The sequence below is a fragment of the Streptomyces sp. SBT349 genome (assembly GCF_001083795.1).
Lineage (GTDB): Bacteria > Actinomycetota > Actinomycetes > Streptomycetales > Streptomycetaceae > Streptomyces.
Map to the genome: position 1 here is coordinate 1 of NZ_LAVK01000182.1, position 15055 is coordinate 15055.

General features: G+C 74.4%; 15 protein-coding genes. 6 read left to right on the forward strand and 9 right to left on the reverse strand.

The window, feature by feature from the left end; genetic code table 11:
- Nucleotides 1–821: 821 nt before the first annotated feature.
- The 3 genes from hemW to ADY01_RS21395 all read right to left on the reverse strand — a co-directional run bounded on the left by hemW (nucleotide 822) and on the right by ADY01_RS21395 (nucleotide 3789).
- Nucleotides 822–2045, reverse strand: a complete 1224-nt coding sequence (gene hemW, locus ADY01_RS21385) for a radical SAM family heme chaperone HemW (protein ID WP_049576076.1) — start codon at nucleotides 2043–2045, stop codon at nucleotides 822–824.
- A 59-nt stretch (nucleotides 2046–2104) separates the two neighbouring features.
- Complete coding sequence (locus ADY01_RS21390; protein WP_049576079.1) at nucleotides 2105–2935, reverse strand: DUF3097 domain-containing protein; 831 nt, start codon at nucleotides 2933–2935, stop codon at nucleotides 2105–2107.
- Nucleotides 2936–3027: 92 nt separating this feature from the next.
- Nucleotides 3028–3789, reverse strand: a complete 762-nt coding sequence (locus tag ADY01_RS21395; RefSeq protein ID WP_049576081.1) for an MBL fold metallo-hydrolase — start codon at nucleotides 3787–3789, stop codon at nucleotides 3028–3030.
- Nucleotides 3790–3951: 162 nt separating this feature from the next.
- Between ADY01_RS21395 and hrcA the strand changes: the two genes are divergently transcribed.
- The 3 genes from hrcA to ADY01_RS21410 are packed head-to-tail and all read left to right on the forward strand — an operon-like array spanning nucleotide 3952 to nucleotide 6909.
- On the forward strand, nucleotides 3952–4968 hold the full coding sequence (gene hrcA / locus ADY01_RS21400) for a heat-inducible transcriptional repressor HrcA (protein ID WP_049576082.1): 1017 nt from the start codon (nucleotides 3952–3954) through the stop codon (nucleotides 4966–4968).
- The gene (gene dnaJ / locus ADY01_RS21405; protein ID WP_049576085.1) at nucleotides 4969–6102 is read left to right on the forward strand and encodes a molecular chaperone DnaJ; all 1134 of its coding nucleotides are present in this window, start codon (nucleotides 4969–4971) and stop codon (nucleotides 6100–6102) included.
- A 57-nt stretch (nucleotides 6103–6159) separates the two neighbouring features.
- Nucleotides 6160–6909: a 16S rRNA (uracil(1498)-N(3))-methyltransferase gene (locus tag ADY01_RS21410; protein ID WP_049576088.1), complete on the forward strand. Its 750-nt coding sequence runs from the start codon at nucleotides 6160–6162 to the stop codon at nucleotides 6907–6909.
- A 15-nt stretch (nucleotides 6910–6924) separates the two neighbouring features.
- On the opposite strand, the gene ADY01_RS21415 is transcribed toward ADY01_RS21410, so the two are convergent.
- The 3 genes from ADY01_RS21415 to ADY01_RS21420 are packed head-to-tail and all read right to left on the reverse strand — an operon-like array spanning nucleotide 6925 to nucleotide 9888.
- A complete protein-coding gene (locus ADY01_RS21415; protein ID WP_049576090.1) occupies nucleotides 6925–8235 on the reverse strand; it encodes a GTPase-associated protein 1-related protein in 1311 nt (436 codons plus the stop codon).
- Nucleotides 8219–8329: a methionine/alanine import family NSS transporter small subunit gene (locus tag ADY01_RS37270; protein WP_078900479.1), complete on the reverse strand. Its 111-nt coding sequence runs from the start codon at nucleotides 8327–8329 to the stop codon at nucleotides 8219–8221. Before ADY01_RS37270 ends, ADY01_RS21415 begins: the two co-directional genes overlap by 17 nt.
- Nucleotides 8329–9888, reverse strand: coding sequence for a sodium-dependent transporter (locus ADY01_RS21420; RefSeq protein ID WP_049576093.1), 1560 nt, complete (start codon nucleotides 9886–9888; stop codon nucleotides 8329–8331). Before ADY01_RS21420 ends, ADY01_RS37270 begins: the two co-directional genes overlap by 1 nt.
- Before the next feature lie 193 nt (nucleotides 9889–10081).
- Here ADY01_RS21420 and ADY01_RS21425 point away from each other — a divergent pair, with 193 nt between their 5' ends.
- Nucleotides 10082–10441 carry a histidine triad nucleotide-binding protein gene (locus ADY01_RS21425; RefSeq protein WP_049576095.1) on the forward strand — a complete coding sequence of 120 codons (360 nt, stop codon included), beginning with the start codon at nucleotides 10082–10084 and terminating at the stop codon, nucleotides 10439–10441.
- Nucleotides 10442–10447: 6 nt separating this feature from the next.
- Complete coding sequence (locus ADY01_RS21430; protein ID WP_049576098.1) at nucleotides 10448–11356, forward strand: ribonuclease Z; 909 nt, start codon at nucleotides 10448–10450, stop codon at nucleotides 11354–11356.
- A gap of 4 nt (nucleotides 11357–11360) precedes the next feature.
- Here the strand turns inward: ADY01_RS21430 and ADY01_RS39860 are convergent, their stop codons facing one another.
- The 3 genes from ADY01_RS39860 to ADY01_RS21445 form a co-directional block, all read right to left on the reverse strand.
- Nucleotides 11361–11681, reverse strand: a complete 321-nt coding sequence (locus ADY01_RS39860; RefSeq protein ID WP_049576101.1) for an ArsR/SmtB family transcription factor — start codon at nucleotides 11679–11681, stop codon at nucleotides 11361–11363.
- Nucleotides 11678–12556, reverse strand: coding sequence for an SRPBCC domain-containing protein (locus tag ADY01_RS21440; RefSeq protein WP_049576103.1), 879 nt, complete (start codon nucleotides 12554–12556; stop codon nucleotides 11678–11680). Before ADY01_RS21440 ends, ADY01_RS39860 begins: the two co-directional genes overlap by 4 nt.
- Before the next feature lie 70 nt (nucleotides 12557–12626).
- Complete coding sequence (locus ADY01_RS21445; protein WP_049576107.1) at nucleotides 12627–13928, reverse strand: 6-phospho-beta-glucosidase; 1302 nt, start codon at nucleotides 13926–13928, stop codon at nucleotides 12627–12629.
- A 50-nt stretch (nucleotides 13929–13978) separates the two neighbouring features.
- Here ADY01_RS21445 and ADY01_RS21450 point away from each other — a divergent pair.
- Nucleotides 13979–15055: carbohydrate kinase family protein (locus ADY01_RS21450; protein ID WP_420715731.1), on the forward strand; the 1077-nt coding region annotated here is incomplete at its 3' end.

Below are 15055 nucleotides of genomic sequence, written 5' to 3' on the forward strand. Positions count from 1 at the left end.
TGCGTTTTTCGCTTTAGTCGCGTGGGGTGGGAGATGTGTATAAGAGGGGGGGGTGGCGGTGGGGGCCGCCCCGCGGTTGGTGGGCCCAGGCTTCGCCGGGCCCACCCCCGCGGGCGGGCCCCTGCACCGCCCGGGTCCCCAGGGCTGCCGAGGTCCCCGCACGGCCGGGGGGTCTTACGTCGCCGGGGTCCTCACACGGCTGAAAGTCCTCTCGTCGCCGGGGTCCCCTGCACGGTCGAGGGTGCCTGCACCGCCGGGGTCCCCAGGGCTGCCGAGGTCCTCGCACGGCCGGGGGGTTTTACGTCGCCGGGGTCCTCACACGGCCGGAAGTCCTCTCGTCGCCGGGGGCCTCTGCACGGTCGAGGGTGCCTGCACCGCCGGGGGTCAGCGTGTCGCCGGGGGTTCCCGCACAGCCGAGGGCGCCTGCACCGCCGGAGCCCGCAGGGTCGCTGAGGTCCCCGCACGGCCGGAGGGTCTTACGTCGCCGGGGTCCCCACACGGCCGAGAGTCCTCTCGTCGCCGGGGGTCCCTACACCCCCGGGGCGCGTCCCTGCACGGTCGAGGCGCCTATGCCGCCGGGGTCCCCAGGGTTGCTGGGGGTTCCTGCACGGCCGGGGGTCATTACGTCGCTGAGGTCCCAGCACGGCCGGGGGTCCTCACGTCGTCGGGAGTCCCCACATCACCAAGGGAAGGGCCCCCACATCACCAAAGGGCCCCATACCGCCAAGGCCCGGGAGCCGCAGGCTTCTGGGGGGCCCATGGGTGCGGACGGGCCTGGGCCGTCGGGGGTTGGGCTTGGTGCGCTTCCTCTCCGGAGGGGATCAGTCGACCAGGTCGCGGACCACCGCGTCGGCCAGGAGGCGGCCGGGGAGGGTCAGGGTGGCGCGGGTCTTGGTCAGGGTGAGGAGGCCGGCCGCCGCCGCGTGGTGGGCCGCGGTGAGGCCGCGGGGGTGGAGGAGTGACAGGTCGCAGCCCTCGGACAGGCGGAGTTCGAGCAGGATCCGCTCCACCCGGCGGTCCTCCGCCGAGAGGATCTCGCGGCCCGCCCCCGGTGAGCGGCCCGCCGCCAGGTTCTCGGCGTAGGCGGCGGGGTGCTTCACGTTCCACCAGCGCGTTCCGCCGATGTGGCTGTGGGCGCCCGGGCCCGCGCCCCACCAGTCGGCGCCGGTCCAGTACAGCTCGTTGTGGCGGCAGCGCGCGGCGGGGGAGGTGGCCCAGTTGGAGACCTCGTACCAGGCGAAGCCCGCCGCGGAGAGCACCTCGTCGGCGATCAGATAACGGTCCGCGTGGACGTCGTCGTCGGTCATCGGCACCTCGCCTCGCCGCACCCGGCCCGCCAGGCGTGTGCCCTCCTCCACGATCAGCGAGTACGCCGAGATGTGGTCGGGGCCCGCGCCGAGGGCCGCGTCGAGCGAGGCCCGCCAGTCGTCGTCGCTCTCGCCGGGGGAGCCGTAGATCAGGTCGAGGTTGACATGCGCGAAGCCCGCGGCGCGCGCCTCACCCACGCACGCTTCCGGGCGCCCCGGCGTGTGGGTGCGCTCCAGCAGCGCCAGCACATGCGGGCGCGCGCTCTGCATGCCGAAGGAGATCCGGTTGAAGCCCGCCTCCCGCAGCGCCGCCAGGGAGGCCGGGTCGACGGAGTCCGGGTTGGCCTCCGTCGTCACCTCCGCGTCCGGGGCGAGGCCGAACTCGGCCCTGACCGCGTCCAGCATCCGCGCCAGCGCGTCCGGCGGCAGCAGCGTGGGCGTTCCGCCGCCGACGAAGACCGTGGAGACCTGGCGCGGATCGTCCCCGAGGACCTTGCGGGCCAGCCGGATCTCCAGCTCCAGGGTCTCGGCGTAGCTCTCCCGGGAGGCCACCGCGCCGCCCGGGCCGCGCAGCTCGCTCGCGGTGTAGGTATTGAAGTCGCAGTAGCCGCAGCGCGTCGCGCAGTACGGCACATGCAGGTAGAACGCGAGCGGCCGGGCGGCGGCCCCGGAGAGGGCGGAGGCGGGCAGCGCGCCGTCCACCGGCACGGGCTCGCCATCGGGGAGGACGGAGGGCATGGATCCCATTGTCCGCCACCGCCCGCGGTCCGCCTCCCTCCGCCGTCAGGAGGCGGCCGTCACCCCGAGGTGCCGACCGTCACATGGTCGATCAGGTGCTCGACGGGCCCGAGCAGCGCCGGGTCGAGGTCGCGGAAGTCGGTCACCCGGCCCAGGATGCGCTGCCAGGCCGCGCCGGTGTTCTCCGGCCAGCCGAGCGCCCGGCAGACACCGGTCTTCCAGTCCTGGCCGCGCGCCACCCGGGGCCAGGTGCGGATCCCCACCGAGGACGGCTTCACGGCCTCCCAGATGTCGATGAACGGGTGCCCCACCACGAGCACGTGCGGGTCGTCGATCTCGGCCGCGATCCTGGACTCCTTGGAGCCGGGGACCAGGTGGTCCACCAGGACGCCGAGCCTGGCGTCCGCGGTGGGCGCGAACTCCCCGACCACGGCGGGCAGATCGTCGATGCCCTCCAGGTATTCCACGACCACGCCCTCGACGCGCAGGTCGTCGCCCCACACCTTCTCCACCAGCTCGGCGTCATGGCGGCCTTCCACATAGATGCGCCCGGCGCGCGCGACCCGGGCGCGGGCGCCCGGCACGGCGATCGAGCCGGACGCGGTGCGGGCGGGCCCGGCCTGCGCCGGTGCGCCCGCCCCGGGGCGCGGCCTGACCAGCGTCACCACCCTGCCCTCCAGCAGGAAGCCGCGCGGCTGGAACGGGAAGACGCGGTGGGCGCCGAAGCGGTCCTCCAGGGTCACGGTCGTCCTGTCGGACCCGACCACCGCGCCGCAGAAGCCGGTGGTGACCTCCTCGACCACCAGATCGGGGTCGGCGGGGACCTCGGGAACGGGCGCCGACCGCTTCCACGGCGGCGTCAGATCGGGGCCGTATTCTCTGCTGCGCATGGGCTCATGAGATCACGCGGGCCCCGTCCCGGCGGCGGAACGGAGGGCCAGCGCCGCCCGCTGGGCGCGCACGAACGAGCCGTAAGGGGTCCTCAGCGGTTCGCGAGCCGGTCCAGCGCCGCCCGCTGGGCGCGCACGAACGCCGCGTCCACCACCGCGCCGTGACCCGGCACATACCGCGCCCGTTCCCCGCCGAGCGCCAGCAGCCGGCCGAGCGCCGCGGGCCAGCGCTCCGGCACCGCGTCCGGTCCGGCCTGCGGCTCGCCCGACTCCTCGACCAGGTCCCCGCAGAACAGCACCGGCGGCACGGACGGCACGAACGGCACCGGCGACTCCGACGGACCTCCCGGGACCAGGACCACCAGGTCGTTCGGGGAGTGCGCCGGGCCAAGAGCCGCCAGCACCACACTCCGCGCGCCCCCGAGCGACACCGTCAGCCCCCCGCGCACCTCCCGCCACTCCCCGGGCAGCGCGGCCGCGTCCGCCTCGGCGGCCCCGCGCTCGCCCCCGTGCCGCACGGCGTCCTCGGCCAGCGCCGCGCGCCCCCCGTCCGCCAGGTGTGCGGAGAGCCCGGCCGCCGCGTACAGCTCGGCCCCGGGGAAGGCGCCGGCGCCCAGCACATGGTCGAAGTGCGCGTGGGTGAGCACCACGCGCGTGACGGGCAGCCCGAGCAGGTCCCGCACCTCGCGCGCCACCTCCTCGGCCGCCGCCCGGGTCGGCCCGGCGTCCACCAGCAGCACGCCGTCCTCGCCCGCGACCGCCCCGACCGTCTCGTCCCAGCCCGGCAGGCGGCGGCGCAGCACCCCGGGAGTGACCTCTTCCCACCTCGTGTCCCGTCTGTCCCGCGTGTCCATGCCACGAGGGTAACGACGCCCCCACTTCTCCCAGGATCTCTCCCGGCTGCTCGTTCCCTGGCCGTGCTACCCGGCCGTACACTGGATCAGGGCTTGGCACTCGACGCAACGGAGTGCCAGGGCGGCAGCCAGAAGCGGACGGCCGGACGGGAGGTGTGCGACATGCTCAGCGAGCGCAGGCTCGAAGTGCTGCGGGCCATCGTCCAGGACTATGTCGGCACCGAGGAGCCGGTGGGTTCCAAGGCCCTGACCGAGCGGCACAACCTCCAGGTCTCCCCGGCCACCGTGCGCAACGACATGGCCGCGCTGGAGGAGGAGGGGTACATCGCCCAGCCGCACACCAGCGCCGGGCGCGTGCCCACGGACAAGGGGTACCGGCTGTTCGTCGACAAGCTCGCCGACGTCAAGCCCCTCTCGACCCCCGAGCGCCGCGCCATCCAGAACTTCCTGGAGGGCGCCGTCGACCTGGACGACGTGGTGGGCCGCACGGTCCGGCTGCTCGCGCAGCTCACGCGTCAGGTCGCCGTCGTCCAGTACCCGTCGCTCAGCCGTTCCACCGTGCGCCACGTGGAGCTGCTGGCGCTGGCCCCGGCGCGGGTGATGCTCGTGCTGATCACGGACACGGGCCGGGTCGAGCAGCGCCTCGTGGACTGCCCGGCGCCGTTCGGCGAGACCTCGCTCGCGGACCTGCGCGCCCGGCTGAACAGCAGGATCGTCGGCGAGCGCTTCACCGAGGTGCCCCGCCTCGTGGCCGATCTCCCCGACTCCTTCGTCGCCGAGGAGCGCGGGACGGTCTCGACGGTCCTGTCCTCTCTGCTGGAGACGCTGGTGGAGGAGACCGAGGAGCGGCTGATGATCGGCGGCACCGCCAATCTGACCCGGTTCGCCACGGATTTCCCGCTCACCATCCGCCCGGTGCTCGAAGCGCTGGAGGAGCAGGTGGTGCTCCTGAAGCTGCTGGGAGAGGCGAAGGACTCGGGCGTGACCGTGCGCATCGGCCACGAGAACGTGCACGAGGGACTCACGTCCACATCCGTCGTCTCCGTCGGCTACGGTTCTGGTGACGAGGCGGTCGCGAAGCTCGGCGTGGTCGGACCGACCCGCATGGACTACCCCGGAACGATGGGAGCGGTGCGCGCAGTGGCACGGTACGTCGGACAGATCCTCGCGGAGAACTAAGTGGCGACGGACTACTACGCGGTCCTGGGCGTGCAGCGCGATGCCTCGCAGGACGAGATCAAGAAGGCCTTTCGCAGGCTGGCGCGGGAGCTCCACCCGGACGTGAATCCGGACCCGAAGACGCAGGAGCGGTTCAAGGAGATCAACACCGCGTACGAGGTGCTCTCCGACCCGCAGAAGAAGCAGATGTACGACCTGGGCGGCGACCCGATGGGCGGCGCCTCGGCCGGCGCGGGTCCGGGCTTCGGCGCCGGTTTCGGGAACTTCTCGGACATCATGGACGCCTTCTTCGGCACCGCCTCGCAGCGCGGGCCGAAGTCGCGCACCCGGCGCGGCCAGGACGCCATGATCCGCCTGGAGATCGACCTCAACGAGGCGGCGTTCGGCACCACCAAGGAGATCCAGGTCGACACGGCCACCGTCTGCACCACGTGCAGCGGGGAGGGCGCCGCGCCCGGCACCTCCGCCCAGACCTGCGACATGTGCCGCGGCCGTGGCGAGGTCTCGCAGGTCACGCGGTCGTTCCTCGGTCAGGTCATGACGTCGCGCCCGTGCCCCCAGTGCCAGGGCTTCGGCACCGTCGTGCCCACGCCGTGCCCCGAGTGCGCGGGCGACGGCCGGGTGCGCACCCGCCGCTCGCTCACCGTGAAGGTGCCCGCGGGCGTCGACAACGGGACGCGGATCCAGCTCGCGGGCGAGGGCGAGGTCGGCCCCGGCGGTGGCCCGGCCGGCGACCTGTACGTCGAGATCCGCGAGAAGCCGCACCCCGTCTTCCAGCGCCGCGGCGACGACCTGCACTGCACGGTCACCCTCCCGATGACGGCCGCCGCCCTCGGCACCAAGGTGCCGCTGGAGACCCTGGACGGCATGGAAGAGGTCGACATCAGGCCCGGCACCCAGTCCGGGCAGTCGATACCGCTGCACGGCCGCGGCGTCACCCACCTGCGGAGCAACGGCCGGGGCGACCTGGTCGTGCATGTCGAGGTGCAGACCCCGAGCAAGCTCGACCCGGACCAGGAGGAGCTGCTGCGCCGCCTGGCGAAACTGCGGGGCGAGGAGCGGCCGTTGGGGCAGTTCCAGCCGGGGCAGCAGGGGCTGTTCTCCCGGCTGAAGGACGCCTTCAACGGACGCTAGGACTTGGGTGAGGGCTCCGGTGAGGGCTGCTGCGACGGCTGTGGCGGGGGTACTGCCGTGACCACGGCGCCGGTCTTCGTCCACCCGTCCCTCGTCTCGGCGCGGCCGGGGGCCGTGCTGCGCCTCGACGGTCCCGAGGGGCGGCATGCCGTGGCGGTGCGGCGGCTGCGCGTGGGCGAGGAGCTGGTGCTCACCGACGGCGAGGGGACCGGCGCCTCGGGCACGGTCGCCTCCGTCGAGGGCAAGGACGCGCTGAGGATCGCCGTCGCCGAGGTCTGGAGCGAGCCGCCGCCGCGGCCGTGGATCACGGTCGTGCAGGCGCTGCCCAAGGGGGAGCGGGGCGAGCTGGCCGTGGAGACCATGACCGAGACCGGCGTGGACGCGGTCGTCCCCTGGGCCGCGGCCCGCTGCGTCACCCAGTGGCGGGGCGAGCGGGGCGCCAAGTCCCTGGCCAAGTGGCGGGCGACGGCCAGGGAGGCGGGCAAGCAGTCCCGCAGGGTGCGCTTCCCCCGGATCCCCGAGCCGGTCTCGACGCGCGAGATCGCCACCCGTCTCGCCGGGGAGGCCGCGTTCGCCGCCGTGCTGCACGAGGGCGCGGACGAGCCGCTGGCCACCGCGCCGCTCCCCGGGGACGGCGAGATCCTCCTGATCGTGGGCCCCGAGGGCGGCGTCGCCGCCGAGGAGCTCGCGGCGTTCTCCGCGGCCGGGGTCCGGCCGTTCCGCCTGGGCCCCACCGTGCTGCGCACCTCGACGGCGGGCACGGCCGCGGCGGCGCTGCTGCTGGGCCGCACCGGCCGCTGGGCCTGAACGCGGCGCCCGCCGTCAGGCGGCGGGCGGGCTGCTGGGTCTGCCTCTCCCCGGCAGGGGCGGCGGGAGCCGCGTGCCGGTCTCCCTCAGGCGCAGGCGGCGGCGGGCCCAGGCCAGCGGGTCGGGCGGGAGCGGGGTGTCGCGGCGATTCAGCTCGGTGCGCAGGAAACGCTCCGCCGCCTCCGCCGCGGGGCCGCCGACCGTGATGTCCTGGCCGGCGATCAGCAGGTGGGCCGCCGCCCGCTGGGCCCGGTCGAGCGGCAGCGTTCCGCCGTGGCGCAGCAGCTCCCGCGCCAGGGTGCAGCGGTCGTCGGTGATCTCGCCGGGGCGGGTGAGCCAGCGCGCCAGGCGCGGGTGGACGCCCGCCTCGGCCAGCAGCCGGGGCGGGCAGGCGCGCATCAGCTCAAGCGCCCCCGCCAGGTCGGGGTCGTCCCCGCCCCAGACCAGCTCGTAGAGCAGGGCCAGGTCCGCGGCGTCCGCCGGGTGCCCCTCGGGCAGCCGCCCGGACAGCATCCGGAACAGCGGAACGCCCCGCAGCTCGTGCGGCCTTCCGCGCAGCTGCACCGCCGCGCGCCGCAGCCGCTCCGGGGGCGGGACCAGCCATGCGCAGACGGCCCGCTCGACCCAGGGGTCGGGCTCCGGGGGGCTGCCCTCGCCGCCGAGCCCGTCGTGCACCCGGAACCGCCTGAGCAGCACGTCGGGGTCGCCGCGGTCGAAGTCCGTGTCCGGGCCGATGCCCACGATCTGCTGGGGCGCGTCGAAGGGCCGCGGGGCGCGCGTGGTGAACGTCAGCGCCCCGGCGTGGACGGTGTCGACGAAGCGGTCGAGGAACCGGCTGGCCAGCGCGATCCACAGCGCCACCGTCTCCTGCTCCTCCTCGGCCACCACCAGGGGGCGGCCGTCGAACGAGACGAACAGGCGGGCGACGTCCGAGAGGAACGGGACCACGCGCCGGGCGCGCGCTCCGGCGAAGTCCACGAGTCGCTCGTCATCCGCCCAGCCGGGGGAACGCCACAGGTCGACGGGGTGGGGCGCGGGCAGCCCGGCCGGGCCCTCGGGACCGTCCGGCAGGAACAGCGCCCGCGCCGGAGAGCCGTCCGCCGGCACGTGGCAGAGCACCGCGCCCCCGCCGCCGGGCAGCCGCGCGTACCCCAGCGAGCCGTCCCCCGGCGCCGGGGCCGCCGAGGCGACCAGCGACGCCAGCTCGGGCGGCAGCCCGCCGGGCCCGCCGCCCTCGCCGGGCAGCAGCCGGGCCGTGGCCCGCCCGGTGCCGGGGTCCTCGGCCAGGGCGAAGCGGAGCGGGACGGCGCTAGGAGGCCCGTTCATCGGGGTGGCCGCGCAGCTTGAGGATCGCGGCCACCAGGCCGCCCCACACCACGCCCATGGCGGCCACCATCATCACGATGGCTCCTGCCGACATCAGCGGCTCCTTCCGGCGTTGTCGGTCCTCGTGTCCGTCCCCGCGGTTCCCTCGTCCTGTGCGGGCGGCGGCACCGGGTCGCGCCTCCACCGGACCAGGGAGAGGACGACGCCGACGGCCAGCGCGCCCGCGGCGACGGCCCAGCCCGACCAGAGCAGGAACGACGTGTCGTACCCCGCGTAGTTCTCCTCGAACTCGTTGGTCAGGCTGTCCACCATCATCCACGTCAGCACGAGTGGGGTGATGATGCCCAGGCAGACCCGCCACCAGACACCCAGGCCGATCGCCGACGTGGCGTCGGCGTCCCGCTGGAGCGCCGGCAGCTTGCGCAGCACCCAGCTCACGGTCACGACCAGCGCCAGCCCCGCCAGCACGATGCCGTACTGGTTGATGAAGTGGTCGGAGACGTCGAGGAAGTGCAGGCCGCTGCCGGTGGAGAAGAGGAGCACGGAGACCACGGCGACGGCGCCGCCGACGCAGAGCACGGCGGGCACCCGGCGTAGGCCGGTCCGGTCCTCGACGGCGGCGACGATCACCTGGACGATGCTGATCAGCGAGGTGAGTCCGGCGATCACCAGCGAGCTGAAGAAGAGGACGCCGAAGAGGGCACCCATCGGCATCTCGGAGATGATCTGGGGGAACGCGACGAAGGCGAGGCCGACGCCGCTGCTGGTGACCTCGCCGACGCCGACCCCGGCCTGCGCCGCCATGAAGCCGAGCGTCGCGAAGACCGCGATGCCCGCGAGGATCTCGAACGAGCTGTTGGCGAACCCGGCCACCAGCGCCGAGCCCGTGAGGTCGAACCTGCGGTGCAGGTAGGAGGCGTAGGTGATCATGATGCCGAAACCGACGGAGAGCGAGAAGAAGATCTGCCCGTAGGCCGCGACCCACACGCTGCCGTTCCCCAGCTCGCCCCAGTCGGGCGAGAACAGGGCGTCGAGGCCGAGGCCCGCCCCGTCGAGGGTCAGCGCCCGCACGACCAGGACCAGGAAGAACGCCACCAGCAGCGGGATGAAGACGATGTTCGCGCGCTCGATGCCCCGGCGCACGCCGAGGACCAGGATGAGCAGGACCACCACCCACACGGCGATCAGCGGCCACGCCACCCCGGGCACGAAGGTGGAGACGTCGCCGGGGTCGTCCGCGACCTTCAGGAAGTCGCCCATCAGGAACGCCTCGGGGTCCTCCCCCCAGGACTGGTTCACCGAGAAGCCCACGTACCGCACGCTCCAGGCCAGGATGGCGGCGTAGTACGTGGCGACGACGAAGCAGATGGCCACCTGCCACCAGCCGATCGTCTCGGCGCGGCGGGCCAGGAGCCGGGTCGCGCCGGGCGGTGAGGACCGGTACCTGCGGCCGACGGTGTACTCCAGGATGAGCAGCGGGAGGCCCGCGGTGAGCAGCGCGAGGAGATACGGCAGCATGAACGCCCCGCCGCCGTTCTCGTAGGTGACCGCGGGGAAGCGCCAGATGTTCCCCAGGCCGATGGCCGAGCCGATGGCGGCCATGATGAATCCGGCGCGGCTGCCCCACTGCTCTCGTTGCGGCTGTTGGGTCATGATCGGGATTCCTCGGTGGTGCGGTCGTGCGGTCCTGGTGTTCGACCCGCCGCACGTTACCAGCCGGTTCGGACAGGTTCGGGGGCGAGCCGCCTGGCCTCGTACCCACCGGCCCGCGTTCCAGGCCTCCCCTCGCCGGGATAGCATCCGGGGGTTGCTCGTTGGACGACGCCCGCGAGGAGGGCCCCAGGTGATGGCGGGAGAACCCGAGGCCGACTGCCTGTTCTGCAAGATCGTGGCGGGCGAGGTCCCCGCGACGGTGGTCCGCGAGACGGACACGGTCGTCGCGTTCCAGGACATCAACCCGCAGGCCCCCTGCCACGTGCTGGTGATCCCGAAGGCGCACTACCGCGACGCGGCCTCGCTCGCCACCGCCGACCCGGCGCTCGCCGCCGACGTGCTCCGCGAGACGGGGGCGGTGGCCACCCAGCTGAAGGTGGACGCCAGCGGCTACCGGGTGGTGTTCAACACGGGCACCGGCGCGGGCCAGACCGTCTTCCACGCGCACGCGCATGTGCTGGGCGGCCGTGGGCTCGAATGGCCGCCGGGGTAGGGGGCGTTGGCCGCCCGTGAGCTGGTCGTGTGCGGCACGGCCAGCCAGGTCCCGACGCGTCGGCGCAACCACAACGGGTATGTGCTGCGCTGGGACTCGGAGGCGATCCTGTTCGACCCGGGCGAGGGGACGCAGCGGCAGCTGCTCCTGGCCGGGATCACCGCCCACCAGCTGACGCGGATCTGCGTCACCCACTTCCACGGGGACCACTCCCTCGGCCTCGCCGGGGTCCTCCAGCGCGTCAGCCTCGACCGCGTGCCGCACCCGGTCGCCGCGCACTATCCGGCGAGCGGGCAGGAGTTCTTCGACCGGCTGCGCCACTCCACCGCCTACCAGGAGGCGGCGCGCATCGAGGCGCGGCCGGTGGCCGAGGAGGGCGTTGTGGCGCGGACCGGCGCCTTCGAGCTGAGCGCGCGCCGGCTGTCGCACACCGTCGACGCCTTCGGCTACCGGCTGGTGGAGCCGGACGGCCGCCGTATGCTCCCGGACCGGCTGGCCGCCCACGGGATCGCGGGCCCCGACGTCGGCCGCCTGCGGCGGCTGGGCACGCTGCGGGGCGTGACGCTGGAGGAGGTGAGCGTGGAACGGCGCGGGCAGCGGTTCGCGTTCATCATGGACACGCGGCTGTGCGAGGCGGTGTGGGCGCTGGCGGAGGGGTGCGACCTGCTGGTGATCGAGGCCACCTTCCTCGACAGGGACGCCTCGCTGGCGACCGAGTACGGCCACCTCACGGCCGCGCAGGCGGCACGGGTGGCGGCGGAGTCGGGGGTGCGGCACCTGGTGCTGACGCATTTCTCGCAGCGCTACCAGGAGCCCGCCGCCTTCGCCGAGGAGGCGAGGGAGGCGGGCTTCGCGGGCGAGCTGACGGTGGCGGAGGACCTGCAACGCGTCCCGGTGCCGCCCCGCCTCCCGTGAGCGTTCAGTCCCCGGACTCGGCCAGGCGCTTGATGCCGGTGAGCCTGCGGTCCCAGGCGGCGGCGAGCCGTTGCAGGTCGTCGCCGAGGGCGCTCAGGCGCGCGCCGAGTGGTGTGTAGCGGACCTCGCGCCCGGCGCGTTCCGCCTCGACCAGGCCGACCTCCCGCAGGACCTCCAGGTGCTTGACGATGGCCTGCCTGCTGATGGGGAACTCCTGGGCGAGCGCGGAGGCGGAGGCCGGGGACCGGGCGAGGCGGACCAGGATGTTCCACCGGGTCTCGTCGCCCAGGGCGGCGAACGCGAGGACGAGGTCCGGCGCGGTCACCGTGCCCGCTCCGGCGCGAGGTACTCGGCGAGCGTCACCAGGCCGCCCTCCCAGCCCTCCCGCTCGGCGGCGGCGGCCTCGGTGGCGGGGCCGAACGCGGCGTCCAGGCCGGTGAAGCCGGTGTGGCGCACGGTCAGGAGCGTTCCCGTGCCGGAGGGCTTCAGGGTGAACGTGACCAGGGTGCTGCCGGTGTCGCCCGGCTCGGTGTCCGGCGCCGCCGCGATCCGGTAGGCGAAGCGGCGCGGCTCGTCCACGGCGGTGACCTCCGCGTGGAACGTGCCGTGCTCGGCCCAGTGCAGCGTCATGGCGCCCCCGGGCCGCGCGTCGATCCGGGCGCCGTCGAAGGCGTACCACTTGGCGAGGTGCTCGGCGGTGGTCAGGACCGGCCACACCGCGGCGGGTGCCGCGGCGATGTGCAGCGAGCGCTCGACGGTCAGCGGGTCGGAGAAGGAGCGCGCCGCCGCCAGCTCGGTGACCCAGCCCTCCGTGTTCTCCTCGATCCGCCGGCGCCGGTCCTCCTCGGAGCCGCCGAGGGAGGAGAACCCGCTCTCCACGACCCGGAGCACCACGCCGCCGTCCCGCGCGTCGTCGATCCAGAACTCGACCAGCGTCGAGGCGGCGCCGCCGCCGCCCTCGCCCTCCTCGGCGAGCCAGCGGAAGGCGGCGTAACGGGGCGGGTCGAGCGACTCGGTGCGGATCGGGAAGGCGCCGTGCACCGGGTCGTGGACGATGTGCAGGTCGCCCCGGTCCTCGATCCTGTGCTCGATGACCGCGCCGTCGTTGATGAACCAGCCGGGGCGGGAGATCAGGTCCCACACCCGCTCCGCCGGTGCGGCGATCGCGATCTCCCGCTCGATCCGGTCGTTCTCCGTCATGGGGATCCCCTTTCATATGCAACTCAATGGTTGCACTGTCTCGGGGTATCTGCAAGGTCAGGGTTGCACTTCAGCTGCCGGAGAACGGCGCGGCCCTGGTCAGGATGGCGTCGGCCACCGTGGGGGAGTCGACCAGGGGGTGCAGGGTCAGGGCGCGGAGGGCCGCCGCGCGGGACCGGGTCGCCGCCGCCTCGATCGTGGCGCGTTCGACCGCCTTGACCTGGAGCATCAGGCCCAGCTCCGCCATGCCGGGCGAGAGGCACGGGACCGCGTGGGCGCCCTGGGCGTCGGCCTCGCACACCGTCTCGATGATCGCGTCGTGCGGCAGGGCCGGGACGGTGCCTCCGTTGCGGACGTTGAGGATCAGCCGCGTGCGCCGGTCCTCCGCGATGGCGCGCATCAGGTCGAGCGCGACCCGCTCGTAGCCGCCGCCCTCCAGGTCGCAGGCGTCGCGCCGCCCGCTCCCGTAGGTCTCCTCGCGCTCCAGACGGGTCCGTTCCCACAGCTCGCCCGTCCGCGCTCCGTCGCGCCCCGCCTCCGCGAAGAACGCGGCCTGCTGCCGGTCGAGGAACTCCCCGCGCGTCTCGGCCGCCGCCCGCGCCGCGTCCAGCGTCTCGCGGGAGCGGTAGTAGTAGTGCAGGTACTCGTTGGGCAGCGAGCCGAGCGCCCGCAGCCAGTCGGCGCCGAACAGCCGCCCCTCCTCGAACGAGCCGAGCGCCGCGTCGTCCGCCAGCAGCCCCGGCAGCAGGTCGCGGCCCCGGTGGGTGAGGGAGCGCAGCCAGCCCAGGTGGTTCAGGCCCAGATAGCCGAACCGCACCTCCGCCGGGTCCACCCCCGCCGCCCGCGCCGCGCGCCGCACCAGGCCCACCGGCGAGTCACAGATGCCGATCACCCGGTGGCCCAGCTCGGTCGCCATGGCCTCGGTGACCATCCCGGCCGGATTGGTGAAGTTGATCAGCCAGGCTTTGGGCGCGAGCGCCCGCACCCGCGCCGCGATCCGCAGCGCCACCGGCACCGTCCGCAGCCCGTAGAGAACGCCGCCCGCGCCGACCGTCTCCTGGCCGAGGACCCCCTCGGCCAGCGGCACCCGCTCGTCGCGCACCCGCCCCGCCGTGCCGCCCACGCGGATCGCGCAGAACACGAAGTCCGCGTCCCGCACCGCGTCGTCGAGCGACCCGGCCACCCGCACCTTGGGGGCCGCCCCGTCCCGCCCGCGCGCCATCGAGGCCAGCACGTCCGCGATCACCCGCAGCCGCGCCCGGTCCCGGTCGAACAGCGTCACCTCGTCGCCCGCCCCTCCGGGCGATGTCAGAAGCGCCCGGTATACCAGGGGGACACGGAACCCGCCGCCGCCGATGATCGTGAGCCTCATGGGGCGGAACGTACCGTAGAACAGAACGCCGCCTTGACCGGGAGCGCCTGGTGACCACCGAGAACGTTGACCCGCTGGCCGGGGTGCGGGCCCCCGGGGATCCGCCCTGCGACGTGTACCTGACCGGGACCGTCTTCCTCGACATCATCTTCACCGGCCTGGACTCCGCGCCCGTGCGCGGCACCGAGTCCTGGGCCCGCGGCATGGGATCCAGCCCCGGGGGCGTGGCCAACATGGCCACCGCCCTGGCCAGGCTCGGCCTGCGCACGAGCCTGGCGGCGGCGTTCGGCGACGACCACTACGGCGAGTACTGCTGGGAGACGCTGGAGCGCGGCGAGGGCATCGACCTGGCCCTGTCCAGGACCGTCCCCGGCTGGCACTCCCCGGTCACGGTCTCCATGGCGTACGAGGGCGAGCGGACCATGATCTCCCACGGCCACGAGGCGCCCGTCTCCGCGGCGCCGGCCGAGCCGCCGCCGGCCCGTTCCTGCGTCACCTCGCTCAGCCCCGGCCAGCCGCAGGAGTGGATCGGCGCCGCCGCCCGCGCGGGCAGCCTCGTCTTCGCCGACACCGGCTGGGACGACACCGGCCGCTGGGACCTCGCCGCGCTGCCGGACCTCGCGCACTGCGAGGCGTTCCTGCCGAACGCGGCGGAGGCCATGCGCTACACCCGCACCGACGACCCGCGCGCCGCCGCCCGCGCCCTGACGCGGACGGTGCCGCTGGCCGTCGTCACCATGGGCGCCGAGGGCGCCTACGCCGCGGACGCCAGGACCGGGGAGAGCGCCGAGGTGCCCGCCATCCTGGTCGAGGCGCTGGACACCACGGGCGCGGGGGACGTGTTCGTCGCGGGCTTCGTCACCGGCGCGCTCGCGGGCTGGCCCCTCGCCGACCGGCTGGCGCTCGCGGGCCTGACCGCCGCGCTCTCCGTCCAGGAGTTCGGCGGCTCCCTCTCCGCGCCCGGCTGGGGCGAGATCGCCGCCTGGTGGCAGCGGGTGCGCGACCTCACGCCCGAGACGGGGCCGCTCGGGCGGGCCCTCGACCGGTACGCGTTCTTCTCCGGGCTGCTGCCCGACGACCCGCCCCCGTGGCCGCGCCGCCGCGCGGTGCCCACCCTCGGCTTCCGC

Excerpts from the sequence above, each read along its gene's own strand:
- hrcA (WP_049576082.1), top strand. The coding sequence starts at position 3,952 with ATGCTCAGCGAGCGCAGGCTCGAAGTGCTGCGGGCCATCGTCCAGGAC.
- ADY01_RS21395 (WP_049576081.1), bottom strand. The coding sequence starts at position 3,789 with ATGGACACGCGGGACAGACGGGACACGAGGTGGGAAGAGGTCACTCCC.
- ADY01_RS21445 (WP_049576107.1), bottom strand. The coding sequence starts at position 13,928 with ATGAGGCTCACGATCATCGGCGGCGGCGGGTTCCGTGTCCCCCTGGTA.
- ADY01_RS21390 (WP_049576079.1), bottom strand. The coding sequence starts at position 2,935 with ATGCGCAGCAGAGAATACGGCCCCGATCTGACGCCGCCGTGGAAGCGG.
- ADY01_RS21440 (WP_049576103.1), bottom strand. The coding sequence starts at position 12,556 with ATGACGGAGAACGACCGGATCGAGCGGGAGATCGCGATCGCCGCACCG.
- ADY01_RS21420 (WP_049576093.1), bottom strand. The coding sequence starts at position 9,888 with ATGACCCAACAGCCGCAACGAGAGCAGTGGGGCAGCCGCGCCGGATTC.
- hemW (WP_049576076.1), bottom strand. The coding sequence starts at position 2,045 with ATGCCCTCCGTCCTCCCCGATGGCGAGCCCGTGCCGGTGGACGGCGCG.
- ADY01_RS21425 (WP_049576095.1), top strand. The coding sequence starts at position 10,082 with ATGGCGGGAGAACCCGAGGCCGACTGCCTGTTCTGCAAGATCGTGGCG.
- ADY01_RS21415 (WP_049576090.1), bottom strand. The coding sequence starts at position 8,235 with ATGAACGGGCCTCCTAGCGCCGTCCCGCTCCGCTTCGCCCTGGCCGAG.
- ADY01_RS37270 (WP_078900479.1), bottom strand. The coding sequence starts at position 8,329 with ATGTCGGCAGGAGCCATCGTGATGATGGTGGCCGCCATGGGCGTGGTG.